This window comes from Cedecea sp. P7760 (assembly GCF_013386425.1).
Taxonomy (GTDB): Bacteria; Pseudomonadota; Gammaproteobacteria; order Enterobacterales; family Enterobacteriaceae; genus Cedecea; species Cedecea selenatireducens.
Genome location: NZ_JACARU010000023.1, coordinates 85,865 through 110,230, shown reverse-complemented (window position 1 = coordinate 110,230; position 24,366 = coordinate 85,865). Strand labels below are relative to the sequence as shown.

Genomic DNA, 24,366 nt, shown 5'->3' with positions numbered 1-24,366 from the left:
AATTGTCGACAGAAATATCATATTTTGGTGGGTAGAAGTTACCGTTGTGATAGGGTAAAAAGTGCGCTTCCGGGCGTAAGTCTGCACCACCGATAAAGGTATTTCAGTGTGATGATTGATAATCTAATTGAGCGTATCTCCACCGCCTTAGACGCCGAATATACCCTGGAAGGTTTGGTCAGACAGCTGTTGGAGATGCTGGAGCTGGTGACCAATATGGAATCCACCTACCTGACCCGCATCGACGCGGAGGGCAGCCAGCAGCATATTGTTTTTTCCCGCAATACGAAGGCGATGAATATCCCCGAGGGGCTCTCCGTTCCCTGGGAAGACACGTTGTGCAAACGCGCGTTGGACGAAGGCCGTCGCTATACCTGCGATGTGGCGAGCGTTTGGGGTGATTCTGAAGCGGCAAAGGCGCTGGGGATTGTGACCTACGTCAGCACGCCCGTGACGCTTGCCGATGGCTCGCTCTACGGCACGCTGTGCGCCGCCAGTTCCGAACAGCGCATCCTCACCGATCATAGTGAACAAGTGTTGCAGCTGTTTTCTCAACTGATTGCCCAGCAGATCCAAAATGAGCAGCTGATGAAGAAGCTGCAGCAGGCCAACGTCGCACTGACCACCGCCAGCTACACCGACGATCTCACCGGGCTGCCTAACCGCCGTGCGGTCTTCGATCAACTTCCTCGCCTGTTCTCCCGAGCCAAAGACGACGCCCGCTACGTGCTGGTGGCGTTTGCCGATCTCGACGGATTTAAGCAGATAAACGATATGCACGGCCATGAAACCGGAGACGATTTCCTTTGCGCGATCGGCAAGCGGCTCAAAGAGGGCGTGAGGGGCGATGAGATTCTGGGCCGAATTGGCGGGGATGAGTTTATCGTCGCCGGGGCAGGGCCGACGGAATACAGCGAAGCCTTGCGCGCGGCGACCGCCTTTCGTAACAGATTGTCAGCGCTGCTGAGCGGAGAGTATCAGCTAAAATCCTGCGTGATTGACTATGCCGGGCCAAGCATCGGCGCTATCGCCATTAATCCCGCGATCACCACCCCGGACGATGCGCTACGCGAGGCGGATACGCTGATGTATGTCGATAAGAAACGCCGTAAGAATAGCGCGGCGGTAAACTAAACGCCGCGCTCAGGCTTCAGGATGCTGGCGTCACCGGGACTGCACTGCCGCTTAGCTCGGTGACCAAATCGTTCACGCCGTCGCTCATGTTGACGAAGCGGGTTAGCGGCGAGCGCGTAACCACCACGAAAACGCCCACGTTATTTTGCGGCACCATCGCCATGTAGGTGATGAAGCCACCGCCGCCGCCGGTTTTCTGAATAATGCCCGGGCGGCCCTCTTTCGGCGACATCCACACCCAGCCCATGCCCAGTGCATCGGCTTTGCCCGGCACGTCCATGCCAATAACCTTATGCAGCTGGCTGCGCTGATAAATCAGGGTTTGCATTCTGTCGGCCTGATTCCCGCGATGATGGAAGTCGGAGGAGAGGAATTGCTGCATCCAGCGCATCATATCTCCCGGGGTGGAATAGACGCCGCCGCTGCCGACGGCCGCCAGCGTGTTATCGCACGGGCTGGCCCCTTTCTCGGCGATCATCAGGCGTTTGCACTGGTCTGGCGAAGGGGTAAAGGTGGTGTCTTTCATGCCCAACGGGCGGGCAATCTGCTCATCGAACAGATCTGCGTAAGGCCTGCCGGTTGCGCGAGACAGGGCATCGGCCAGCAGATCAAACGCCAGGTTTGAATAGGCGGCGACGGTGCCCGGCGCGGCCTTCAGCGTAGCCTGTGAGAGCCAGTTCCAGCGCTGATCTCGCGTTGGCCAGGTAAACACCGTGCGGTGCGCTACGCCGCCGGGCTGTTCGCGCGGCAGAGAGCTGGTGTGGGTGGCAAGGTTAACCAGCGTGATCGGCTGGCCGTTAAAGGTCGGCACGCGCGCGCCGGGAGGTGCATACTTGCTGAGCGGATCGTTAAGCTGGACTTTTCCCTGATCGAGCATTTTAACCAGCATTTCGCTGGTCATTAGCTTTGTCAGGGAGGCGATGCGAATCACCGAATCCAGCTGTGGGCGAACGTTATTGCCCGGTCGGGTATCGCCGAAGCTGCGAAACACCCGCTGGTTGCCGTCAATGACTACGATGGCCATCCCGGTCGCACCGCTGCCGTAGTAGATGTGGTTTGCGTAGCGATCGACCACGTCGGCAGCGAATTCTGGCGCCGGTGATGGTTGCGCAAAACTAAGCGCTGGAAGCAGGGCTGCGGCCAGCATAAGAAGACGAGGGAGACGAGTTTTCAACGCAAAAATCCAGTTAGAAAAATAAAGCGGTATTGCAGGTATTTATACTACTCTGCGCCCTTATGCAAAGCGTCAATTCAGCGTTTGTGGCATGAAAAGCGTAACCGTGCGTTACATCACCAGATGGCGTACAAAACTTTGTCAGCCGGGGCTTCATGCAGCATTTTTTGTCTGTTTGTTCGTCGGTCCTGCTGACTGCGTGCTTTGACCGTAAAGAAAGATCTTAAATAAGAAGAAAAACTGACAATTTCACTACGCTGCTTTAGCAAAAAATGCGTATTATCCTGCCTGTTATTTATTGCGTCGCTGCAACTATTTTCCTTACGCAGCATCTTAGTTATAGCCCAAGGCGTACCGCTACTGATTGAGTTCTTTATGCGATACATAACCCTCTCGCATTAAGAAGTTAATATGTCAAATAAGCCGCTGTTTTATAAATGTCTTTTACACCCTCGCTACTGGTTGACCTGGTTTGGACTGGGTGTGCTTTGGCTGTGGGTGCAGCTTCCGTATCCGGTATTGATGAAGATGGGCGACCTCATTGGTCGTTTCTCCATGCGTTTCCTGAAGCGCAGGGTCACCATTGCCCGTCAAAACCTGCATCTTTGCTTCCCTCATTACACTGAGGCGCAGGTCGAGATGATCGTTCAGAAAAATTTCGGCTCGCTCGGTATGGGGCTGATTGAAACCGGCATGGCCTGGTTCTGGTCAGATGAACGCGTGCGCAAGTGGTTTGACGTCCGCGGCCTCGAGCACATCAACGCCGCCTGCGACAAAGGCAAGGGCGTGATGGTTATCGGCGTGCATTTTATGTCGCTGGAGCTCGGCGGGCGCGTCATGGGGCTGTGCCGCCCGATGATGGCAATGTACCGCCCGCACAATAACAAGGTGATGGAGTACGTGCAGACTCGCGGGCGTTCGCGTTCCAACAAAGCGATGCTCGACAGGCGCAATCTGAAAGGGATGGTGAAGGCGCTGAAATCTGGTGAAGCGGTGTGGTTTGCCCCTGACCAGGATTACGGCCCGAAAGGCAGTTCCTTTGCGCCATTCTTTGCCGTTCAGGAGGCCGCGACAACCAACGGCACCTTTACCATTGCTCGCCTGGCAAAACCCGCCATTCTGACCACGGTTTTGATTCGTAAGCCCGGAGGCTCTGGTTATCAACTGGTTATTGAGCCTGAATTTTGTGACTATCCGGCCGAAGATGAGCAGGCCGCCGCGGCCTACGTGAACCGCAAGATTGAGCACGAAATCATGCGCGCGCCGGAGCAGTATCTGTGGCTGCATCGCCGCTTTAAAACCCGGCCGTTCGGCCATGCCGGGCTCTACACGATTTAATCTTCCGGCAGGTATGCTACGCTTTTTCCTTCTTAAATCTAAGGAGAGTCAGCATGCCTGCACCCCGCGTTGTGATGGTTATCGATATGCAAAACGGCGTTCTGGAGTTCCCCCGCCGGGCTCGCGAACAAACCGCCGCCAGAATTAATCAGCTTATTGATGCGGCGGAAAAAGTGATTTTTATCCAGCATCACGAGGCGGAGCTTCAACCAGGCAGCCAGGCGTTCGACATTATTCCCGAACTGCATCGCCCGGCAGGGGCGCTGTATGTGACCAAAACGGCCTGCGATGCTTTCTACCGCACTACGCTGGATTCTTTGTTAAAACAAAATGAAATCAATGAGCTGGTGGTGTGCGGCTGCGCCACGGATTACTGCGTGGATACCACCGTCAAAAACGGCGTCAGCCGGGGCTATGCGATTACGGTTGCCAGCGATGCCCACACTACGGCTGACCGCGCGTCGGTGAGCGCCGAAGCGCTTATTCAGCACCACAACGAGGTTTGGGCTAATTTGTCGATTCCGGGCAAGACGCTGGCAGTGAAAACGACTGCCGCCATTCTCGACGGCTGGCGCTAAGTTATGTAAACCTTCTCACTCCTTGATACAACATTCAGCAAGCATTATCGTAGAACGTTCGCTATAACCAGCAGATATAACAACAAAAAGTCGTATCAGGAGTGCTGTAATGTTTAAATCTTTCTTCCCGTCGCCGAAGCTGTTTTTTCTTTCGGCGGCACTATGGGGACTACTCGCAATCATATTTTGGCAGGCCGGCGGCGGCCTGTGGTTAGAAAACCTTGCGGGCGCCAGCCAGCAAATCCCCATTAGCGCGGCACGCTTCTGGACGCTAAAAGCATTTGTTTTTTATGCTTTTTACGCTGTCTGTGTCGGGCTTTTTGCCGGTGTGTGGGCGTTGGTGAGCCCACATCCCTGGCAACGTTGGTCGATTCTCGGCTCGTCGCTGATCGTCTTTGTGACCTGGTTTATGGTTGAGCTGGGCGTGGCGATTAACGCCTGGTATGCCCCGTTCTTTGACCTTATCCAAACCGCGTTGGCTTCCCCAAATAAAGTCCCTTTGCAGCGGTTCTATAGCGAAACCGGCGTATTCCTCGGCATTGCTCTTATTTATGTCACCGTCGGCGTGCTGAATAGCTTCTTTATCAGCCACTACGTCTTCCGCTGGCGCACCGCGATGAACGACTACTATATGGAAAACTGGCAGAAGCTGCGCCATATCGAAGGGGCGGCCCAGCGTGTGCAGGAAGACACCATGCGCTTTGCCTCCACGCTTGAGGATATGGGCGTGAGCCTGCTGCAGTCGGTGATGACCCTGATTGCCTTCTTGCCTATTCTGGTGGCGCTGTCTCCACACGTTAAAGAATTGCCGATTGTTGGCGCGGTGCCTTATGGCCTGGTGATTGCGGCGATTATCTGGTCGCTGATGGGAACCGGCCTGCTGGCTGCGGTCGGGATAAAGCTGCCGGGGCTGCAGTTTAATAACCAGAAAGTGGAGGCCGCCTACCGTAAAGAGCTGGTTTACGGGGAAGACGACGCCAGTCGCGCGACTCCACCAACGGTAAAAGCGCTGTTTGGCGACGTTAGACATAACTACTTCCGCCTCTATTTCCACTACACCTATTTCAATATCGTGCGCATTCTTTACCTCCAGATAGACAATGTGTTTGGCCTGTTCCTGCTGTTCCCTTCGATCGCCGCAGGTGCAATTACCCTGGGCCTGATGCAGCAGATAACCAACGCTTTTGGCCAGGTACGCGGCTCGTTCCAGTATCTGATCAGTTCCTGGACCACGCTGGTTGAGCTGATGTCTATCTACAAACGTCTGCGCAGCTTCGAGCGAACGCTGCAGGATGTGCCGGTGCCGGGTACCGAAGAAGCCGTCTAAGGCAAAAAGAAAAGGGATGGCGTAATGCCATCCCTTTTGCTAAGCCCGTCTGATTAGTGCCCTGCGGAAGGGGCCCCCGGTGCGCCAGCCCGTATAAACGGCGGACGGGCAAACCAAATCACCACAATCAGCGCCATAAAGCCCCAGCCCAGCAGCCAGAAGTAGTCGATGGTCGACATCATATAGGCCTGCTGTTCGATGGTTTTATCCACCACGGCAAGGTGCTGCTGCGTTGCGCCACCCATCTTATGCAGATAATCCATCGCCGAAGGGTTATAGGCCGACACGCTCTCCGTCAGGTTGGCGTGGTGATAAACCTCGCGGCGGGACCAAATCCAGGTGGTCAGCGAAGAAGCAAACGACCCGCCGAGCACGCGGAAGAAGGTCGCCAGGCCAGAGCCTTCCGCGACTTCAACGCCGTGCAGGTTCGACAGCACAATGGTGGTTATCGGCATGAAGAAGAACGCCACGCCAATCCCCATGAACAGCTGCACTTCGGCAATAGTGCGGAAATCCACGCTGGTATTAAACTGCGCGCGCAGCAGGCACGAAGCGCCCATGGTCAGGAACGACAGCGTGGCCAGCAGGCGCATATCCACCTGGTTGGCGTAGCGCCCGACAATCGGCGTCAGCAGCAGCGGCAATACGCCCATCGGCGCGGCGGCAAGACCGGCCCAAATAGCGGTATAGCCCATCTGGGTCTGCAGCCACTGCGGCAGAATAATGTTGATGGCGAAGAACGCCGCGTAGCCCAGCGTCAGCGACAATGTGCCGATGGCAAAGTTACGGTCGGCGAACAGCCGCAGGTTAACGATTGGGTGGCGCTCACCCAGTTCCCAAATGACAAACGACACCAGCGAAACGGCCGAGATAACCGACATGGTGATGATTTCCGGCGAGGCAAACCAGTCGAGATCGTTCCCCTTGTCCAGCACCACCTGAAGCAGCCCGACGCCGAGCACCAGCAGCGCAATGCCGATGTAGTCGATTGGGGCGATGGTGGTGGTCTCTTCTCGTTCACGCAGCTGCGCCCACACCACGATGGCGGCAAAGATCCCGATCGGCACGTTGATGTAGAAGATCCACGGCCAGGAATAGTTATCGGTTATCCAGCCGCCGGTGATCGGTCCGACAATCGGCGCGACAACCGTTACCATCGACAGCAGCGCCAGCGCCATACTTCGCTTGCTGGACGGGAAGATTATCAGCAGCAGCGTCTGGCACATCGGGAACATCGGCCCGGCGAAAAAGCCCTGCAGCGCACGGAAGATAATCAGCTCGGTCATGCTGTGGGCAAAACCGCACAGGAACGAGGTGAGGGTAAACAGCGCCACCGACCCGACGAACAGCTTGAGCTGCCCAAACCGGCGGGTAAACCAGCCGGTCAGCGGCAGGGCAATGGCGTTACACACCGCGAACGAGGTGATAACCCAGGTGCCCTGATCGGCGCTGACGCCGAGGTTACCGGCGATCGTCGGCAGCGCCACGTTAGCGATGGTGGAGTCCAGCACCTGCATAAAGGTAGCCAGCGACAGCGCGATGGTCGCCAGCAGCAGGCTGGGGGGCGTAAACGCCGCCTTATCTTGCATAACGACTCTCTTAGCGGTTGCCTGACGCTACCGGCTGGCTGTTGTCATGAAGGATTTTGGTGACCAGCTTGTCGGCTTCGTCCAGCGCGTTCTGGTAAACGTCGGTGGTGAAGCGCGGTGCGGCGACGGTCTTTTGCGGCAGCAGGTGGCCGTCAGCATTGCGGATATCCACGCGAGCAAACATCGACAGCCCTACGCGAAGCGGGTGCTTCTGCATGTCATGCGGGTCAAGCGTGATGCGGACCGGCAGGCGCTGCACGATTTTGATCCAGTTGCCGCTGGCGTTCTGGGCCGGTAACAGCGAGAAGGCGCTGCCGGTGCCGATGCCGAGGCTTTCAATGGTGCCCTGGTATTCCACGTCGTCGCCGTAGAGATCGGCGGTCAGCGTTACTTTCTGCCCCAGGCGCATGGCCTGCATCTGGCTCTCTTTGAAGTTGGCGTCAACCCACACCTGGTCCAGCGGCACAATCGCCAGCAGGGTGGTGCCGGAATCGACGCGCATGCCTAGTTGAACGGCGCGCTTAGCGACAAAGCCGCTCACCGGTGCGACGATGGTGCTGCGTGCGTTGTCGAGGAAGCGCTGGCGTAGCGTGGCAACGGCGCTTTTAATTTCCGGATGGCTGTCGATGACCGTGTCATCCACCATCGCGAGGTTAGTGCGCAATGCCTGCTGGGCGGCGACCAGGTCGCTCTGCGCGCTGGTGACCGCATCGCGGTAGTGGGACAAGTCTTCAGCGGCAATCGCGCCGGTGGCAAAGATTTTCTGGCGGCGAGCGTAGTCGCTTTGCGCGGTTTGCAGCGCAACCTGCTTCGCGGCGACCTGGGCGCGGTAGTTATCCGCGGTGCTGTAAAGCCCGCGTACCTGGCGCACGGTGTTGGCAAGGTTGGCTTCCGCCTGCTGGAGCGCAATTTCGGTATCGCTTGGATCAAGCTGCACCAGCGGCTGGCCTTTTTCGACATAGTCGCCTTCATCGACGCTGACCTGAGTCACCGTCCCGCCGATTTGCGGCGTCAGCGTGACCTGGTTGCCGTTGACGTAAGCGTCGTCGGTTGTTTCGTAGTAGCGCGCGTAGAGCATGTACCACGCCACGCAGCCTGCGCCGATGAGCAACAGGATGATGAGAAAGATGGCGAAGTTACGCTTGCGTTTGCTCGGCGCGCGTTCAACCTGCTCGGTAGAGGTTTGCATTTTTTGTGGCCTTAATCAGAAAGCTCAGAGGTGGCGCTCGGTGATCTCATCCGGCAGCATTTTGATTAGCAGTTCATTGAGCTGCTTTGATTCTTCAGGCGTCAGGCGCTCGGTAAGGGTGCCGATGATCGACGCCAGCGCGTCGTTCTGGAAAGCTTCGCATAGCTCTTGCCCTTTCTCGGTCAGCGCCAGAATCACCTGACGTTTATCTTCGGGATTCACGTTTCGCACGATCAGATCTCGCTTCACCATTCGTTCAAGCATGCGGCTCATGGCGCCGGTATCCATCACCAGATTTTTGCTGACTTCAACCGGGCTGTTGAAGCCCTTAAAGATACTTATCAAGACTTTAAATTGCGCACCGGTAATGCCCATCGGCGAAAAATACTGGGTAATGAGCTGGTCTTTGAACTGGTTCGACAGGTGAATCAGCAGGCCAAGGTGCAGTTTAGAAGGAGGGATACCCGTAGAGTTACTCATGATATTTGCCTGGTCAGTAGTTGCAAATGAAATTACTGACCAGGCATCTAATTGTCAACGTTATGTCAGGATGAGAGCACGTTTTGTCAGCCCACCAGCCAGGATTGGGCCTCTTTTTTCATCGCAATTTCGAGGTCTGAGCCCTGCGTTGCAAACACGCGCTGTACAGGAAAACCTGATTTTTCCAGCAGATATGCGAGGGGGGCGTAGGCTGCCGGGTAGCGTTTTGCCGCCTCTTTATCAATGTCCACCGGGCCAAACGGGAAGTCGAATGAGCCAAAATCGTAAACCACCTGGCGGCGCAGAATTCGCCAGACGCCCTGGCGTTTTTCCAGCATGTCATAGAAACGGTTATGGCAGGTGGCGCCCATTTCTAACCTGTGGTTTTGGCCAATAATCATGGCGTTGGTTTCAGAGATCGCTTTGTCTTGCGTGCTATTGAAGCTGACGACCGGCGTACCAATCAGGTGTTTGGTACTGATGTCGGACTTGCCCATCCGCATCGAGCCCTGGATAAATTCACTGGCAAGACCCTCAAACCAGGTGACTTCGATAGTGCCTTCCGGGTGGAAGAGCGCAGATAGCTTGTCCCACTGGGCAAGATCCCGGTGCATCCAGCCGTTGATTAAGTCGTTAATGGCGAGGCGGTCCTGCAAATAGTCACTGTTCATATAAGGCTCCTGTCAAGGTAAGGAGCCCATTGTTGCTCCGCGTTATTGATAAATGAAATATATTGATATGATGATTCAATCATTAAAATTGATGGCTGATGAGCATGGAATTAAGACACCTTCGCTACTTCGTGACGCTGGCCGAAACCGGTCATTTTGGCCAGGCCGCCGCGCGGCTGCACATTGTCCAGCCCGCGCTAAGTATGCAGATTCGCACGCTGGAAGACGAAGTAGGCGGGCCGCTGTTTACGCGCACCAGCCGTAAGGTCGAGCTAACGGAAGCGGGAAGATTGCTGCTGCCGGAGGCGAGACGCACGCTTGAACAGGCCGAGCACGGTAAAAATATAGTTCAGAGAGCGCTGCGGGGCGAAACCGGCCTGGTGAGAATTGGCTTTGCCGGTAACGCCGTGGTTTCCGGGTGCTTGATGAACGACGTTCGCGCTTTTCGCCGGCTTCTGCCGGAGGTCGAGCTTCAGCTTCAGGAAATGTCACCCCTCGCGCTCGGTGAGGCGCTCAGGCAGCGGACTCTCGACGTGGCTTACACGCCGCTGATGGGCGAGCTTGCCGAAGATATTGAGGCGGTAAAAATTGCGGAATGGCCGATGATGGTCGCGGTGGCAGAAGGCAGCCCGCTGGCGGCCGAAAAGCGGATCACGCTTGAGATGCTGGCGCAGGTGCCTCATATTCAGTTTGCCGCCGGCGAGGGCGACGAAGCCCTGGAGCAGGTTCGGGAGCGGTGGGGCAGTGAAGTCCCCGAGCCGCTATACCGCGCATCCAGCACGCTCGGCGCACTGGCAATGGTGGCCTCCGGTTTTGGCATTGCGCTGCTGCCGCATTCTTTTACCCACATGGCTATCCCGCACCTGGTTTATCAGCCAATTTCCGATCGGCGACTGACGGCTGAATTGCTATTGTTAAGCCGTCGCGATGAAACTCAGGGGGCCGTGAAGGCCTGGGTTCGTCTGGCCCTGAAAAATAATCACAACGAAACGTTATGAGGATGACTTATTGAACAGGCAGCATGGATTGATGGCGCTCTCTCTGGGAGCCTTGTTGGTATTGACTGGGTGTACAACCAAAGGTAGCACGCCGGCCTCTACTACGACCGCGGCAGCTAAGCCAATAGATATCGAAACCGTTGCCCGGCGGAAAATCCCGGAAGGGGTGAAGGATAGAGCGGGCCTGGCAAAAGACCTGCTGACGACCTTAAAAAGCCAAAACCTTGAGCCGAACGAAGAGAACATCTGTTCCGTACTGGCCGTGGCGTTACAGGAGTCCAATCTGCAGGCTGACCCGGCGGTGCCGGGGTTGAATAAAATCGCCTGGAAAGAGATAGACCGCCGCGCCGAAAAAATGCACATTCCACCGCTGCTGGTGCATACCGCGCTGCGCATTAATTCCCCCAACGGCAAGAGCTACAGCGAAAGGCTGGATAACGTCAAAACCGAAGGGCAGCTTAGCGCCATTTTTGACGACTTCCTGACGATGGTGCCGATGGGGCAGAAGCTGTTCGGCAGCTTTAACCCGGTGCGAACCGGCGGCACGATGCAGGTCAGCGTGGCCTTTGCCGAGAAGCATACCGACGGCTATCCGTGGAAGATGGAAGGCTCCGTGCGCCAGGAGGTCTTCACCCGCCGCGGCGGGCTTTGGTTTGGCACCTACCATCTGCTGAATTATCCGGCTAACTACAGCCAACCTCTTTATCGCTTTGCCGACTACAATGCGGGCTGGTACGCCAGCCGAAACGCTGCCTTCCAGAGCGCGGTCAGCCGCGCGGCGGGCGTGAAGCTGGCATTGGACGGGGACCTGATCCTCTATACCAGCGACAAGCCGAGCAGTACCGAGATGGCGGTGCGCAAGCTGTCAAAACAGCTGGATATGAGCGACAGCGAAATTCGCCGGGCGCTGCAAAAGGGTGACAGTATTGGGTTTGAAAAAACCAGCCTCTACAAGCAGGTTTTTGCGATAGCGGAGAAAAAGGCGGGTCAGCCGTTGCCGAAAGAGGTGCTGCCCGGCATCACGCTTGAAAGCCCGAAAATTACCCGCAATCTGACCACGGCCTGGTTTGCAAAACGGGTGGACGATAGACGGGCGAGCTGTATGCAGCGCTAAGCCGCAGCGGGCGGAGTCTGAAGACTTCCGCCTGTTGGTTCAGTAAAACCAGGCTGAGTTGCGGCGGTGCCGCAGGCGTAGAGCCAGGGCGACGATGCCAATAGTCAGCGCGCCCAGCAGGAAAGGAATGAGTCCAAAAATGGTGCTGACTGCCAGGCCCATCTCAATGCGTGGGCGGCTGGCATCGTTGCTTTGGGCCAGGTATTCCAGCACGCCGGGAGCCTGAACGATAAGATTCAGCATTTGGGTGGCAACCCAGAAGCAAAACAGAACGAACAGCGCGTAGGCAACGTTGCCGGGCACCGACCCTTCCGTTTTTGTCGTCATTATTACCCGAGTTGCCGGAATAACGGCTTTCGAGAATGAAACATCAGCCATCATGACCTCCCGTAAAAGCGTAATGCGAATCAAATGTGTGACTCCCCATAGCGCGGATTTTGGCAGGTCATAAGCGTTGTCAATATCAGATTGCTGGTAATTTGTGGGGCAGAATCCTCCTGGTTTTGCGTTTTTTGCTTAACTTCACATTTTTGTAACTTAACGGAAATTTTATTAACATTATGCTAGCCGAGCCTGCGGCAACAGCGCGTTTCCCTGCCGCTGATGTGCGACAATGCCGGCAGGTTTATTTCTCAATGCGTGAGGCGGCTATGTTAACCCTGAAAATGCGTCGTGACTGGCACTACTATGCGGTGGCGATAGGGCTGATTTTTATTCTTAACGGCGTGATTGGCCTGATGGGGCTGGAAACGACGGGCTGGCAGAATTATGCGGTGGGGCTGGTGACTTGGGTGATTTGTTTCTGGCTGGCAGGCTTTATTATCCGCCGCCCCCGGGAAGAGTCGGAAACGGCGGAGCCTTAAGCGTTACGAAGTGATGGAGCTTTTCAGCGCACAATCCTGCTGGTGGCGCTCAAGGGCAAGCTCAATCAGGCGGGTGATCAGTTCCTGATAGCTGATGCCGCTGGCCTGCCACAGCTTGGGATACATGCTGATGTTGGTGAAGCCCGGCAGCGTATTGATCTCGTTGATGATAACGTCGTTGTTTTCGGTCAGGAAGACGTCAACGCGGGCCATGCCGCTGCACTCCAGCGCCTGATAAGCGCGAACCGCAATTTTACGAATCTTATCGTTAACGTCTGCGTCAAGCACCGCAGGGACGACCACCTTCGCGGCCTGCTCATCGATGTACTTGGTGTCGTAGGAGTAAAACTCGCTGTTGACCACGATCTCGCCGCAGGTGCTGGCCTGCGGGTAATCGTTCCCCAACACCGCACATTCGATTTCACGGCCTTTAATGCCGGTCTCGACCACCACTTTATGGTCAAACTCAAAGGCTAACGCCACCGCCGCGTGATACTGCTCTTCGCTATTGGCTTTGCTAACGCCGACGGAGGAGCCCTGGTTGGCTGGCTTAACAAACAGCGGCAGGCCGAGCTGTTTTTCTACCTCGGCGAAGCTGATTTTTGCACGGTTAGCGCGCGTCAGCGTAATGAATGGCGCCACGTTCAGACCCGCGTCACGCAGCAGGCGTTTGGCAACGTCCTTATCCATACTCACCGCTGAGCCCAGCACGCCCGAGCCAACAAACGGCAGATTAGCGACGCGCAGCATGCCCTGCAGGGAACCGTCTTCACCCAGCGTGCCGTGCACAATCGGGAAAATCACGTCGACCTGAGAAAGCTGTTCCGCGCCGTTAGCTTCAATAAGCTGATGCTCGGTCTGGCCTGGAACCAGCGCCACGTTCTTCTCTGACCGGTTCAGGGCGATAAGCGCCGGATTATTGGCGTTCAGCAGGTAGCTGGACGCATCGTTGATATGCCACTGGCCCTGTTTATCAATCCCCAGCAGCACCACATCAAATTTCGACTTATCAATGGCGTCGACGATATTTTTTGCCGACTGCAGCGACACCTCGTGTTCTGCCGATTTCCCACCAAACACGATACCAACCCGCAGTTTTGCCATGCCTTTAATCCACCCATCACTTTACGAAAGTGGACAACATAGCACGCTCATAACGGGGATTCATGTGGTTCCTGCATCAACAGGCCCGGTGGGGCAGGATATGTGCTTTAGTAAGCAATCATTTCCATATCGTAATGGTATGCCCGGCGTGCTGACGGCACTATTCATTAGTGTGATAAGCTTTCCAGAAATCGTTCTGTCTGGTTGCATCCCCTTTGAAAAAGCGCGCTATGGAGTCCTGGAAGGTTAACCTCATTTCAGTCTGGTTCGGCTGCTTCTTTACCGGCCTTGCGATCAGCCAGATTTTGCCTTTTCTTCCGCTCTACGTTGAGCAACTCGGCGTCACCTCCCACGAAGCACTCTCCCTTTGGTCCGGCCTCACCTTCAGCGTCACGTTTTTAGTCTCGGCAATTGTCTCTCCGATGTGGGGCAGCCTGGCCGACCGTAAAGGGCGCAAGCTGATGCTGCTCCGCGCCTCCTTCGGCATGGCAGTAGCTATTCTGCTGCAGGCTTTTGCCACCAACGTCTGGCAGCTGTTCCTGCTGCGGGCGGTGATGGGCTTGACCTCAGGCTATATCCCTAATGCCATGGCGCTGATTGCTTCGCAGGTTCCGCGTGAGCGCAGCGGCTGGGCCATCAGCACGCTGTCTACCGGGCAAATCAGCGGCGTGATCGTGGGCCCGCTGCTGGGCGGTTTTATGGCTGACCACTTGGGGCTCCGGCCGGTTTTCTTTGCCACCGCTGGGTTGCTGATGGTCAGTTTCCTGGTGACGCTGTTGCTGATTAAAGAGGGCGCACGGCCTAAAATCAGCAAGGATGAACGCCTGACCGGAAAGGAGGTGTTTGCCACGCTGCCTTATCCCTGGCTTATTTTCAGCCTGTTTATTACCACGCTGGTGATTCAGCTCTGCAACGGCTCGATTGGGCCTATCCTGGCGCTGTTTATTAAACAGCTTTCCCCGGACAGCCTTAACATCGCTTTTATGAGCGGGTTTATCGCCGCCTTGCCGGGGATTTCTGCGCTGTTTGCTGCGCCAAAACTTGGCAAACTGGGCGACCGAATTGGCACCGAACGTATTTTGATGGCGACGCTGTGCTGCGCGGTGGTGTTATTCCTGGCAATGTCCTTTGTGACCTCTCCGGTGCAGCTTGGAATATTGCGTTTTATGCTGGGCTTTGCCGACGGAGCCATGCTGCCAGCGGTGCAAACGCTGCTGCTGAAATACTGTAGCGACCAGGTGACCGGGCGCATCTTCGGGTATAACCAGTCGTTTATGTATTTAGGGAACGTCGCCGGGCCTTTAATGGGGGCAGGTGTGTCCGCAATGGCCGGTTTTCGTTACGTTTTTGCGGCAACCGCCGTGGTTGTGCTGCTCAATGTCTGGCAGCTTGCCGCTGCTCTTAAACGGAAAAATGCCCGGCAGCAGATACTCGACAGAAAAACCTGAGAGCTGTTTTTTTGCGGCGGCTGGCTATATTAATGCGTGAAATATGAAAATTGATGTCGACTTATTTTTCATTCGCTCAGCAGCCTGTGACTTAGTGAATAATATTCCATTATTCTTTTTTTGTAGTGCGAAAAATTCGCCTCCGGGATTATTATCAGACTGAATCGTTTTAAGCCTGCCGCTATTTGCTGTTCCGCACATATTTAACCCGGCATATTGCTCTCGGGTGGATCTGAGTGTTAACGTCATATCCTAACCCCGCAGGGACTGAGAAAATGAAAAATCTTATTGCAGAGTTATTGGTTAAACTCGCCGAAAAGGAAGAAGAGTCAAAAGAGCTGGTCGCTCAGGTGGAAGCCCTGGAAATAGTGGTGACGGCCTTATTGAGACGGCTTGAACAAGGCGAACGTTCGGCATTAGTTGCCAGTATTGAAGGGGCGTTAGATGATGTCTCCCCAAAGACCGCAGTGCCCGTCCAGGATACCGAATTACTCCGTCAATATTTAAAAAAGCTCCTTATCCATCCCCGTAGTTGAATCAAAATTTGCTGTCATATTAGTGTCATAAGTCATTTTTATACTCGCTCTGTTTTTATTTATATTCAGTAGTTACTACATGGAGAAAATAAAGTGAAACAGAGCGTAATTATCGCCAGCCTGCTGCCTTTGCTGCTTGCCAGTACCCCATCACAATCACAAGAAACATCATCATCCCCTCTGGAAAATCGCGCCGCTCAGGGAGATTTAACTCAGCCGGGTGGCGCCCGCCGTATTACCGGCGATCGGACAGAAGCTATTCGCGCCTCGTTAAACAATAAAACGGCAAAAAACATTATTCTGCTGATCGGTGACGGAATGGGCGATTCGGAAATAACCGCCGCCCGAAACTATGCCGAAGGGGCCGGTGGCTTCTTCCGCGGTATTGATGCATTACCGCTCACCGGGCAATACACCCATTATTCTTTAGACAAGAAAACGAAAAAGCCGGATTACGTGACCGATTCTGCGGCCTCCGCCACGGCGTGGAGTACCGGGGTAAAAACCTACAACGGCGCGCTGGGCGTGGACGTTGACGGAAAAGACCACGTGACCATTCTCGAGCTGGCGAAGGCCGCCGGGAAGGCCACGGGGAACGTTTCAACGGCTGAAATTCAGGATGCGACGCCTGCCGCACTGGTTTCCCACGTCACCGGGCGTAAATGCTATGGCCCGAGCGCGACCAGTGAAAAATGCTCGACCAACGCGCTGGAGAGCGGCGGCAAAGGCTCCATTACCGAGCAACTGCTGAATACCCGAGCCGACGTCACGCTTGGCGGCGGAGCAAAAACCTTCAGCGAAGTGGCGAAAGCCGGAGAGTGGAACGGTAAAACGCTGCGCGAGCAGGCGGATGCCCGCGGTTATCAGTGGGTAGACAACGCGGCAGGTCTTGCGGCGGTGACCGTCGCCAACCAGCAGAAACCGCTCATTGGCATGTTCGCGGACGGCAATATGCCGGTGCGCTGGGAAGGCCCGAAGGCAACCTACCATGGCAATATTGACCAGCCAGCGGTGACCTGTACGGAAAATCCAAAGCGCGACAGCAGCGTGCCGACCCTGGCGCAGATGACTGAAAAAGCTATCGATCTGCTTAAAGGCAACGAAAAAGGCTTCTTCCTGCAGGTTGAAGGCGCTTCTATCGATAAACAGGATCACGCCGCTAACCCTTGCGGGCAGATTGGCGAGACGGTCGATCTCGATGAAGCGGTGCAGAAAGCGCTCGAGTTTGCCCGTAAGGACGGCAATACCCTGGTCATCGTGACGGCGGATCATGCCCACTCCAGCCAGATTGTGGCTCCGGACACTAAAGCTCCAGGCCTGACTCAGGCGCTAAATACTAAAGATGGCGCAGTGATGGTCATTAGCTACGGTAACTCCGAGGGAGAATCTCAGGAGCACACCGGCACCCAGCTGCGCGTGGCGGCCTATGGCCCACATGCGGCAAACGTGGTGGGGCTGACTGACCAGACCGATCTGTTCTACACCATGAAATCGGCGATGGCGCTGGAATAAAGGTGTACAGACGTAACAGGTGAGAAAAAAATGCGGCGGAAACGTCGCATTTTTTTTGCCTTAGGCCAGGCTTTAATCGTCACTATAAAAAAGGAATAAGGTATGAAATTTTCATTATTAGCGGTGTTACTGGTAGGGCTGGTTGGGTCGGCAACGGCGGCGGATAAAACGATGACGCCGCAGCAGCAGCGCATGACGAGCTGTAATCAGCAGGCGGCATCGCAGTCCCTGAAAGGGGATCAGCGTAAGAGCTATATGAGCAGCTGTCTGAAAGGGGAAGCGCCTGCCGCGGCAGGGAAAACCCTGACGCCTCAGCAGCAAAAAATGAAGGATTGTAATGCGGATGCCGCGAAGCAATCGCTGAAGGGCGACGCCAGAAAAACCTTTATGAGCAACTGTCTGAAGAAAAAGTAAGTCGTTTTTAATGACCCTCACCCCGGCCCTCTCCCTGAAAGGGAGAGGGGGAAAATCGAAGATTGATGCTCGATCCAATTCCCTCTCCCCTGTGGGGAGAGGGGTAGGGTGAGGGGCTATTCCAGAATCAGGACTTCCCGAGCAGCTCCGACTTCGCCATACACTTCACCATCGCTTCCATCACGGCAGCGCGGAAGCCTTTCTCTTCCAGCACTTTGACGGCCTCAATGGTGGTGCCGCCAGGGGAGCAAACCATGTCTTTCAGCTCGCCCGGATGCTTCCCGGTTTCCAGCACCATTTTCGCCGAGCCCATCACCGCCTGAGCGGCAAACTGATAGGCCTGTTTACGCGGCATACCGCCCAGAACGGCGGCGTCGGCCATGGCTTCGATAAACATAAAGACGTAAGCCGGTGCTGAACCGCTGACGCCCACCACCGGGTGGATCATCGCTTCGCTTACCACTTCTGCCTGGCCAAAGCTGCGGAAAATGCTTACCGCATCGGCAATATCTTCAGGCGTGACCAGCGCGTTTGGCGTCACCGACGTCATGCCTGCATTAACCAGCGCCGGGGTATTCGGCATTGCACGGATAATCTTGCGGTCGTGGCCCAGCACTTTGGCGAGGGTTTCCAGGGTAATGCCTGCGGCAATGGAGATAACAACGCTGTCTTTATTCAGGTCGGAATTCACTTCGCTCAGCACTTTCAGCATGATGTTTGGCTTCACCGCGCCAAAAACGATGTCGGCTATCTGCGCGACTTCCTGCGCGCTCTGCGCCGGATTAATGCCGTATTCTTCGCATAATGCCTGCACCTTGTCCGGCGACGGGGTATAAACCCAGATATTGCCCGCCGGCACCAGGCCGCTGGAAATCAGGCCGCCAAGGATCGCTTTGCCCATGTTACCGCAGCCAATAAAGCCAATTTTCTTATCCATAGCATTACTCCATGGTGATGTGTTTTGTTATCTGATGGTGATAGCTTAACGCGCTTTTTACCGCTTAGGCTACGTTTGCACTCAACGAGGTACGGTCGGGGGGCTGAAACAGATAAATTTTGCCATTCGGCAAAAGCACGGCAAAATCGCCCCATTCCCACCGACAGTCAGGAGCCATAATGCAAATTTGGGTGGATGCCGATGCGTGTCCAAAAGTGATAAAAGAGGTCCTTTTTCGCGCGGCCGATCGCGCTCAGGTGATGGTCACGCTGGTCGCAAACCAGGGGATGAAAACGCCGCCATCGCGCTTTATTCGCAGCCTTCAGGTTGCCTCGGGGTTTGACGTGGCGGACAACGAAATTGTTCGTCGCTGCGAGAAAAACGATCTGGTGATCACCGCCGATATTCCGCTGGCGGCGGACGTGCTTGAGAAAGGGGCCATTGCGTTGAACCCCCGGGGCGAGCTTTACACGCCAGCAACCATTCGTGAACGCCTGACGATGCGTGACTTTATGGATACCCTGCGCGCCAGCGGCGTACAAACCGGCGGGCCGGATAGCCTGAACCAGCGCGACCGCCAGCTGTTTGCCAATGAACTCGAAAAGTGGCTGCTGATGGTCGCGCGGGCGCAGAAGTCTTAAATAAAGCTGTCGTCGTCGTCGCCGTAATCGTCACCACCGAAATCATCGTTCCCGAAGCCGGTGTTGTCGTTAGCGTTGTCCTGTGACGGCCAGCCGCCCTGGTTCTGGAACTGGCGGTCGTCGACCTGGCTGTAGTCGTTGACTGAATCAAACGAGCTATTGTCGAAGGTCGGAGCCGGCTCGTTGATGATATTCACGATCTCTTCCGGCTGGCTGCGGTGGAACATGCTGGTCAGCATTTCTGCCACCACAACGCCCCCGGCTACGCCCGCAGCGGTTTGCAGCGCACCAGAAAGGAAGCCGCCTCCCGCACGCGGAGCGCTCGCAGGTGCCGCCTGTGGTGCACCATAGCCGGCAGGAGCACCGTATCCGCTTTGAGGTGCGCCGTAGCCCGGTGCGGCTGATGTGCCATAGTTCTGGCTGCCCGGAATCGGGTCGGAACCGCGAGAGCTATTATTGCTGTTGTTGCTGCCGCCGAATAATCCGGCCAAAAAACCGCCGCTGCTCTGCTGCTGGCGAGACTTCTGTTCAAGTTCGGTGACTTTCGCTTCCAGCTCCTGGATTTTACCGTTCAGCTGTTTCATGGCCGCTTCCTGGATAAGGATCGTCTGCGCCATGTAGTAGGCGGCACCTGGCTGCTGGCTGAGGTGTTGCGCAATCCGCTGTTCTGCGGCCGCATCCCGGGTGGCACTTTGGCTCTCGGCCTGTTTCAGACGGTCAAAAAGCCCGTCGATAAGACGCTGCTCTTCAGATTGCATGGTTCATACCTCTGTCATGATGAAGTCTTAAAACGAGTCTGGATCAACTTGAGCGTAGGTGAAACGCCTTAATCGTAAAGCTAACCATAAATGTGTTACCGAATCTCAGATTAAGGGTTGTCATTGGCCTGGCGTTTAAAGTATTGTGACGCTGCTGGCGGGTGGTGGATTTAGTTTACACTTATTAACCTCCAGTTAAGGCCGTTATTACTGGCTTCTTTGTGGTAGAAATTGTGATTGTAACTATAAGTTTACGTTTTGTTGCGTACTAGTTTGATGGTATTATCGCGTTCTGTTTCCTGCTTTTATCCCTACTGGCCTGAGGCCTGCACTTCCGAGGATTATCCCTGATGACTCAACCCCTTTTCTTGGTCGGCGCGCGCGGCTGTGGCAAGACGACCGTCGGTCAGGCTCTGGCGAGAACGCTGGGTTATGCATTTGTCGATACCGATAGTTTTCTGCTGACCCACACCGGAAAGAGCGTGGCGGAGATTGTGGCCGAAGAGGGCTGGGAAGGGTTCCGTGCCCGTGAGTCTGATGCGCTTCAGCGGGTGACGGCGCCGGCGACCGTTGTGGCCACCGGCGGCGGCATGGTGCTGGCAGACAGCAATCGTCAGTTTATGCAGGAAAACGGCATTACCATTTGGCTGCACGCTCCGGCGCAGGTTCTGGCTTCACGCCTGAATGCTTCTCCGGAGGAAGATCAGCGCCCAACCCTGACTGGAAAAGGCGTCACCGATGAAATCGTGGACGTGCTGGCCGCTCGAGAAGGGCTGTACCGCCAGGTTGCCCGTCACATTGTGGACGCAACCTGTCCCCCGGATGCGGTGGTGGAAGCTATCCTCAGCGCATTACAAATGGCCCGCGCCAGTTAGCCTATACTTAACGCTCATCCATAAGAAATAAGGACGAGCGATGGCAACTCAACCTCCTTACCCCCGTGACGCCCGAATTGTCGAAGTGCAGAAAGGCGTGCCGGGTTCAACCGTCACCGGGTACCAGCTGCGGGCGGATCACCCTCATCAGGACACGCTGATAAGCGAACACGAAACGTATCAGGAAGCGCTGGACGCAAAACAGCGCTATGAAGATCCGCAGAAATCCTGATCGATGGCTGCAGACGTTGGTGTTTCATCTTTGATCAGAGAAACTTTTATCTCGTTAATTTACTTAAAATATATCTATTTAGAGATGTTGCACAGTAGTTGATGTTTCGTTAAGGATTTCGATATCACTCTGGTTGTATGCTGCGGATTACGGCGAGCAAAAAACGATCGACCCCGGCGGAGTTATTTCATAGCGGACGTGGAGCAGTGCAGCGAAAAGGGCGGTGACTGAGTAATAGCGGAGCGAAGCATGAAACCAACTGTAGCCATTCTCACCGTCGGCAAAGTGTCAGTGAGTGAGGTTTTGCCATTTTTAACCGAACATATCTCTGAGCAACAAATCTCGCAGGTAAGCCTGCTGGGCAACCTCTCTCCTGATGAGGTCCGGCGCCAGTTTTCCCCTTCGCCCGGAGAAGAGTCTTTGCTCACTTTGCTGGCGGACAACACCATTACTTCGGTCGGGCGCGACAAAATCTCCGTTGCGATGCAGGGCATCATCGAACAGCTGGATAATCAGGGCTACGAAGTCATTCTGCTGATGAGCACCATGCCGCTGACGGGACTTAGCGCCCGTAACGCGATTCTGCTGGAGCCTGAGCGTATTATTCCGCCGCTGGTGGCTTCGATTGTGGACGGTCATCAGGTGGGGATTATCCTGCCGGTCGCCGACATGATTAAGTTTCAGGAGCTGAAGTGGCGCAAGCTGACCCATCCCCCGCTTTATGCTCTCGCGAATCCGGTGCACGGCAGCGAAGCCGACTTGCTTGAGGCCGGAAGAAAGCTGATGGCGGACGGGGCGGATGTTCTGGTGCTGGACTGCCTTGGCTACCATCAAAAGCACCGGGATTTACTGCAAAAGCAGCTGGATGTGCCGGTACTTTTATCCAACGTGCTGGTCGCCAGATTAGCGGCAGAATTGCTTATCTGAACGGAATTAACAATTTGCGTGACAGGCCAGAGAGTTCGCCTCTATAGTGGATTTTTCACTAAAGTCGATTAAGGGCCTGTCCATGCTTCAGAGTAACGAGTACTTCTCCGGTAAAGTAAAATCCATCGGTTTTACCAGCAGCAGCACTGGCCGTGCCAGCGTTGGCGTGATGGCGGAGGGGGAATACACCTTCGGGACCGCCCAGCCGGAAGAGATGACCGTTGTGAGCGGCGCATTACACGTTCTGCTGCCGGGGGAAACCGAGTGGAAAACCTATGCTGCGGGCGAAGTGTTTAACGTGCCGGGCCACAGCGAGTTCCATCTGCAGGTTGCCGAGCCAACGTCCTATCTTTGCCGCTACCTGGCAGATAAATAACTGAATTTTTTAGCCCCTCGTTTACGGCGAGGGGCTATCTCTCACGACTCAGCCGCTTAATTAACGCTGCGCTTCGCCGCCCAGCGCTTCCACCAGGTTAGTCACCAGCGCCGACAGTTCACCGGTCATCAGGATGAAATCGGCATCGAAACGTCCGCCAAAATCTTCCCGGTCGATATCGTCGTTCTGTTCGCGCAGGATATCGGCAAACTTCAGGCGTTTGATCGAGCCGTCGTCGGCCAGTACGAACTGAATACGCTCCTGCCAGTCCAGCGCCAGCCTGGTGACCACTTTGCCGGTTTCAATGTGCGCCGCGATTTCGTCGCACACCAGTTCCTGCTGCTTGCAGCGGATCACGCCGCCGCCTTCAAGGATCGCCTTGAGTTCAGCTTCGTCCATCAGCGCAAAACCTGCCGGAACATCTCCTGAACGCACCCACTCGGTAAGGGTCAGCTCGATAGGGTTTTCCAGCGCCAGCGGTACCACCGGCAGCGAACCCAGACTTTTACGCAGCAGTGCCAGCGTGTCTTCCGCTTTTTTGGCGCTGGCGCAGTCGATCATGATCAGGCCGTTGACCGTATCTACCCACATCATCGTCTGGCTAAAACGGCTGAAAGCGCGCGGCAGCAGGGAGTGCAGGACTTCGTCTTTCAGGGCGTCTTTTTCGGTCTTTTTCAGCTTGCGGGCCTGCTCTGCTTCAAGCTTATTGATTTTGGCTTCCAGAGCCTGTTTGATGACCGGGGCCGGCAGAATTTTTTCTTCTTTACGGGCGCAAATCACAATTTGGCCGTTGGCAACATGGGTTAATGCATCGCTGTGCGAGCCCATCGGCGACACCCAGCCGGTTTTAGCCATGTCCTGGCTGCCGCAAGGGGTGAAGGTGAAGGCGGCTAACTGTTTTTCCATTGCATCCGCCGTCAGCGTGATGTCACGGCTTAAACGGTAAACCATTAAATTTTTAAACCACAGCATGATTCTGTCCCAGGTTGTCAGTTAAACGCAGCGGGCATGATAACGAATTGACGGCCTCGTTTCATTGCCTTTGCTTACGCTGCATTTTATGTTGTTGATAATTATCACCAAATGAGGAAGCTCTTGTGCGCATAGGTATCGATCTCGGTGGGACTAAAACAGAAGTGATTGCGCTGGCAGACGACGGGAAACAGCTCTACCGCCACCGCTTGCCAACGCCTAAAAACGACTACCAGGCCACCATCAAAAACATTGTTGAGCTGGTGCGGCTGGCGGAAGAAGCCACGGGCGAGACCGGTACGGTAGGGCTTGGGATCCCGGGGTCGATTTCCCCTTATACCCGGCTGGTGAAAAATGCGAACTCAACCTGGCTTAACGGACAGCCGTTTGATAAGGATCTCAGCCTGGCGCTGAAGCGAGAAGTCAGGCTGGCTAACGACGCCAACTGCCTGGCCGTTTCGGAAGCTATCGACGGTGCCGCTGCTGGCGCACAGATCGTCTTTGCGGTGATCGTCGGCACCGGCTGCGGGGCGGGCGTGGCGATTAATGGCCGCAGCCTGATTGGCGGCAACGGCACGGCGGGCGAGTGGGGGCATAACCCGCTGCCGTGGATGGACGAAGACGAACTGCGTTTCCGGGAAGAAGTGCCGTGCTATTGCGGCAAGCAGGGATGTATTGAGACCTTTATTTCCGGCACCGGCTTCGGCACCGACTACCAGCGCCTGAGCGGAAAAACGCTGAAAGGGCATGAGATCATTAGCCTGGCCGAGCAGCAGGATCCGCTGGCCGAGCTGGCCATCAGCCGCTACGAGACTCGTCTGGCGAAGTCGCTGGCGCATATCGTGAATATTCTGGATCCGGATGCGATCGTGCTGGGTGGTGGAATGAGTAACGTGGAGCGTTTATACCGGACGGTGCCCCAGCTGATTAAGCCGTGGGTGTTTGGCGGCGAGTGCGAAACGCCGATTCGCAAGGCGGTACACGGCGATTCCAGCGGCGTTCGCGGTGCGGCGTGGTTGTGGCCTCTGGAGAAGTAAATCGCCCCTCACCCCGGCCCTCTCCCAGAGGGAGAGGGGGGAAACAGCCGATAGAGAACATTCTTTTTTCCCTCTCCCTTTCAGGGAGAGGGTTAGGGTGAGGGTAAAAATATGAAGCGAGGCACGGTTCCGGCTTAAATCG

The 24,366-nt window shown here is 55.5% G+C and carries 27 protein-coding genes; 17 read left to right on the top strand and 10 right to left on the bottom strand.

The window, feature by feature from the left end; genetic code table 11:
* Positions 1-111: 111 nt before the first annotated feature.
* Positions 112-1,134 carry a sensor domain-containing diguanylate cyclase gene (locus HX778_RS09730; RefSeq protein WP_038475197.1) on the top strand — a complete coding sequence of 341 codons (1,023 nt, stop codon included), beginning with the start codon at positions 112-114 and terminating at the stop codon, positions 1,132-1,134.
* A gap of 16 nt (positions 1,135-1,150) precedes the next feature.
* Here the strand turns inward: HX778_RS09730 and ampH are convergent, their stop codons facing one another.
* Positions 1,151-2,308 (bottom strand): D-alanyl-D-alanine-carboxypeptidase/endopeptidase AmpH, encoded by a 1,158-nt coding sequence (ampH, locus tag HX778_RS09725; protein WP_370527376.1) that lies wholly within the window; start codon positions 2,306-2,308, stop codon positions 1,151-1,153.
* 411 nt (positions 2,309-2,719) lie between these two features.
* Between ampH and lpxP the strand changes: the two genes are divergently transcribed.
* From lpxP to sbmA, 3 genes are all read left to right on the top strand, one after another.
* Positions 2,720-3,646, top strand: a complete 927-nt coding sequence (lpxP, locus tag HX778_RS09720) for a kdo(2)-lipid IV(A) palmitoleoyltransferase (RefSeq protein ID WP_038475192.1) — start codon at positions 2,720-2,722, stop codon at positions 3,644-3,646.
* Positions 3,647-3,699: 53 nt separating this feature from the next.
* On the top strand, positions 3,700-4,224 hold the full coding sequence (locus tag HX778_RS09715; RefSeq protein ID WP_176981865.1) for an isochorismatase family protein: 525 nt from the start codon (positions 3,700-3,702) through the stop codon (positions 4,222-4,224).
* Positions 4,225-4,333: 109 nt separating this feature from the next.
* On the top strand, positions 4,334-5,551 hold the full coding sequence (sbmA, locus tag HX778_RS09710) for a peptide antibiotic transporter SbmA (protein WP_176981864.1): 1,218 nt from the start codon (positions 4,334-4,336) through the stop codon (positions 5,549-5,551).
* A 53-nt stretch (positions 5,552-5,604) separates the two neighbouring features.
* Here the strand turns inward: sbmA and HX778_RS09705 are convergent, their stop codons facing one another.
* The 4 genes from HX778_RS09705 to HX778_RS09690 form a co-directional block, all read right to left on the bottom strand.
* Positions 5,605-7,140 (bottom strand): DHA2 family efflux MFS transporter permease subunit, encoded by a 1,536-nt coding sequence (locus HX778_RS09705; RefSeq protein ID WP_038475186.1) that lies wholly within the window; start codon positions 7,138-7,140, stop codon positions 5,605-5,607.
* A gap of 10 nt (positions 7,141-7,150) precedes the next feature.
* Positions 7,151-8,329: an HlyD family efflux transporter periplasmic adaptor subunit gene (locus HX778_RS09700; protein WP_176981863.1), complete on the bottom strand. Its 1,179-nt coding sequence runs from the start codon at positions 8,327-8,329 to the stop codon at positions 7,151-7,153.
* 24 nt (positions 8,330-8,353) lie between these two features.
* Positions 8,354-8,809: a MarR family transcriptional regulator gene (locus HX778_RS09695; RefSeq protein ID WP_038475182.1), complete on the bottom strand. Its 456-nt coding sequence runs from the start codon at positions 8,807-8,809 to the stop codon at positions 8,354-8,356.
* Between the two features lie 86 nt (positions 8,810-8,895).
* The gene (locus tag HX778_RS09690; RefSeq protein WP_045781510.1) at positions 8,896-9,480 is read right to left on the bottom strand and encodes a nuclear transport factor 2 family protein; all 585 of its coding nucleotides are present in this window, start codon (positions 9,478-9,480) and stop codon (positions 8,896-8,898) included.
* Positions 9,481-9,584: 104 nt separating this feature from the next.
* Between HX778_RS09690 and HX778_RS09685 the strand changes: the two genes are divergently transcribed.
* Together HX778_RS09685 and HX778_RS09680 are read left to right on the top strand one after the other, a co-directional pair.
* Positions 9,585-10,478 (top strand): LysR substrate-binding domain-containing protein, encoded by an 894-nt coding sequence (locus HX778_RS09685; protein WP_176981862.1) that lies wholly within the window; start codon positions 9,585-9,587, stop codon positions 10,476-10,478.
* 31 nt (positions 10,479-10,509) lie between these two features.
* Positions 10,510-11,592, top strand: coding sequence for a DUF1615 domain-containing protein (locus tag HX778_RS09680; RefSeq protein WP_038475176.1), 1,083 nt, complete (start codon positions 10,510-10,512; stop codon positions 11,590-11,592).
* Positions 11,593-11,631: 39 nt separating this feature from the next.
* Here HX778_RS09680 and HX778_RS09675 read toward each other — a convergent pair whose 3' ends face one another.
* Positions 11,632-11,970: a DUF2755 family protein gene (locus tag HX778_RS09675; RefSeq protein WP_038475174.1), complete on the bottom strand. Its 339-nt coding sequence runs from the start codon at positions 11,968-11,970 to the stop codon at positions 11,632-11,634.
* A gap of 272 nt (positions 11,971-12,242) precedes the next feature.
* Here HX778_RS09675 and HX778_RS09670 point away from each other — a divergent pair, with 272 nt between their 5' ends.
* A complete protein-coding gene (locus HX778_RS09670; RefSeq protein ID WP_052049067.1) occupies positions 12,243-12,455 on the top strand; it encodes a DUF2754 family protein in 213 nt (70 codons plus the stop codon).
* A 3-nt stretch (positions 12,456-12,458) separates the two neighbouring features.
* Here the strand turns inward: HX778_RS09670 and ddlA are convergent, their stop codons facing one another.
* On the bottom strand, positions 12,459-13,559 hold the full coding sequence (gene ddlA, locus HX778_RS09665) for a D-alanine--D-alanine ligase (protein WP_176981861.1): 1,101 nt from the start codon (positions 13,557-13,559) through the stop codon (positions 12,459-12,461).
* A 230-nt stretch (positions 13,560-13,789) separates the two neighbouring features.
* On the opposite strand from ddlA, the gene HX778_RS09660 reads away from it, so the two are divergent.
* From HX778_RS09660 to HX778_RS09645, 4 genes are all read left to right on the top strand, one after another.
* The gene (locus HX778_RS09660; protein WP_038482915.1) at positions 13,790-15,007 is read left to right on the top strand and encodes a multidrug efflux MFS transporter; all 1,218 of its coding nucleotides are present in this window, start codon (positions 13,790-13,792) and stop codon (positions 15,005-15,007) included.
* A 275-nt stretch (positions 15,008-15,282) separates the two neighbouring features.
* A complete protein-coding gene (gene iraP / locus HX778_RS09655; RefSeq protein WP_176981860.1) occupies positions 15,283-15,543 on the top strand; it encodes an anti-adapter protein IraP in 261 nt (86 codons plus the stop codon).
* A gap of 93 nt (positions 15,544-15,636) precedes the next feature.
* Positions 15,637-17,055, top strand: a complete 1,419-nt coding sequence (gene phoA, locus HX778_RS09650) for an alkaline phosphatase (RefSeq protein WP_176981859.1) — start codon at positions 15,637-15,639, stop codon at positions 17,053-17,055.
* A 102-nt stretch (positions 17,056-17,157) separates the two neighbouring features.
* Positions 17,158-17,469, top strand: a complete 312-nt coding sequence (locus HX778_RS09645; RefSeq protein WP_038475163.1) for a PsiF family protein — start codon at positions 17,158-17,160, stop codon at positions 17,467-17,469.
* A gap of 127 nt (positions 17,470-17,596) precedes the next feature.
* Here the strand turns inward: HX778_RS09645 and proC are convergent, their stop codons facing one another.
* Positions 17,597-18,406, bottom strand: coding sequence for a pyrroline-5-carboxylate reductase (gene proC, locus HX778_RS09640; RefSeq protein ID WP_176981858.1), 810 nt, complete (start codon positions 18,404-18,406; stop codon positions 17,597-17,599).
* 179 nt (positions 18,407-18,585) lie between these two features.
* On the opposite strand from proC, the gene HX778_RS09635 reads away from it, so the two are divergent.
* Positions 18,586-19,047, top strand: a complete 462-nt coding sequence (locus tag HX778_RS09635; RefSeq protein ID WP_038475159.1) for a YaiI/YqxD family protein — start codon at positions 18,586-18,588, stop codon at positions 19,045-19,047.
* Here HX778_RS09635 and HX778_RS09630 read toward each other — a convergent pair.
* Entirely contained in the window at positions 19,044-19,805 is a 762-nt protein-coding gene (locus HX778_RS09630; RefSeq protein WP_176981857.1) for a DUF2076 domain-containing protein, read from the bottom strand. The two genes, HX778_RS09635 and HX778_RS09630, sit on opposite strands and share 4 nt — an antisense overlap.
* Before the next feature lie 350 nt (positions 19,806-20,155).
* Between HX778_RS09630 and aroL the strand changes: the two genes are divergently transcribed.
* The 4 genes from aroL to ppnP all read left to right on the top strand — a co-directional run bounded on the left by aroL (position 20,156) and on the right by ppnP (position 22,215).
* Positions 20,156-20,680 (top strand): shikimate kinase AroL, encoded by a 525-nt coding sequence (gene aroL, locus HX778_RS09625; protein WP_038475155.1) that lies wholly within the window; start codon positions 20,156-20,158, stop codon positions 20,678-20,680.
* Between the two features lie 40 nt (positions 20,681-20,720).
* A complete protein-coding gene (locus HX778_RS09620) occupies positions 20,721-20,912 on the top strand; it encodes a YaiA family protein (RefSeq protein ID WP_176981856.1) in 192 nt (63 codons plus the stop codon).
* A gap of 249 nt (positions 20,913-21,161) precedes the next feature.
* The gene (locus HX778_RS09615) at positions 21,162-21,839 is read left to right on the top strand and encodes an AroM family protein (RefSeq protein ID WP_038475150.1); all 678 of its coding nucleotides are present in this window, start codon (positions 21,162-21,164) and stop codon (positions 21,837-21,839) included.
* Positions 21,840-21,921: 82 nt separating this feature from the next.
* Positions 21,922-22,215, top strand: coding sequence for a pyrimidine/purine nucleoside phosphorylase (ppnP, locus tag HX778_RS09610; RefSeq protein ID WP_008454495.1), 294 nt, complete (start codon positions 21,922-21,924; stop codon positions 22,213-22,215).
* 60 nt (positions 22,216-22,275) lie between these two features.
* Here the strand turns inward: ppnP and rdgC are convergent, their stop codons facing one another.
* Positions 22,276-23,187, bottom strand: a complete 912-nt coding sequence (gene rdgC, locus HX778_RS09605) for a recombination-associated protein RdgC (RefSeq protein ID WP_038475148.1) — start codon at positions 23,185-23,187, stop codon at positions 22,276-22,278.
* A 125-nt stretch (positions 23,188-23,312) separates the two neighbouring features.
* On the opposite strand from rdgC, the gene mak reads away from it, so the two are divergent.
* Complete coding sequence (gene mak / locus HX778_RS09600) at positions 23,313-24,224, top strand: fructokinase (protein ID WP_176981855.1); 912 nt, start codon at positions 23,313-23,315, stop codon at positions 24,222-24,224.
* Positions 24,225-24,366: the final 142 nt, after the last annotated feature.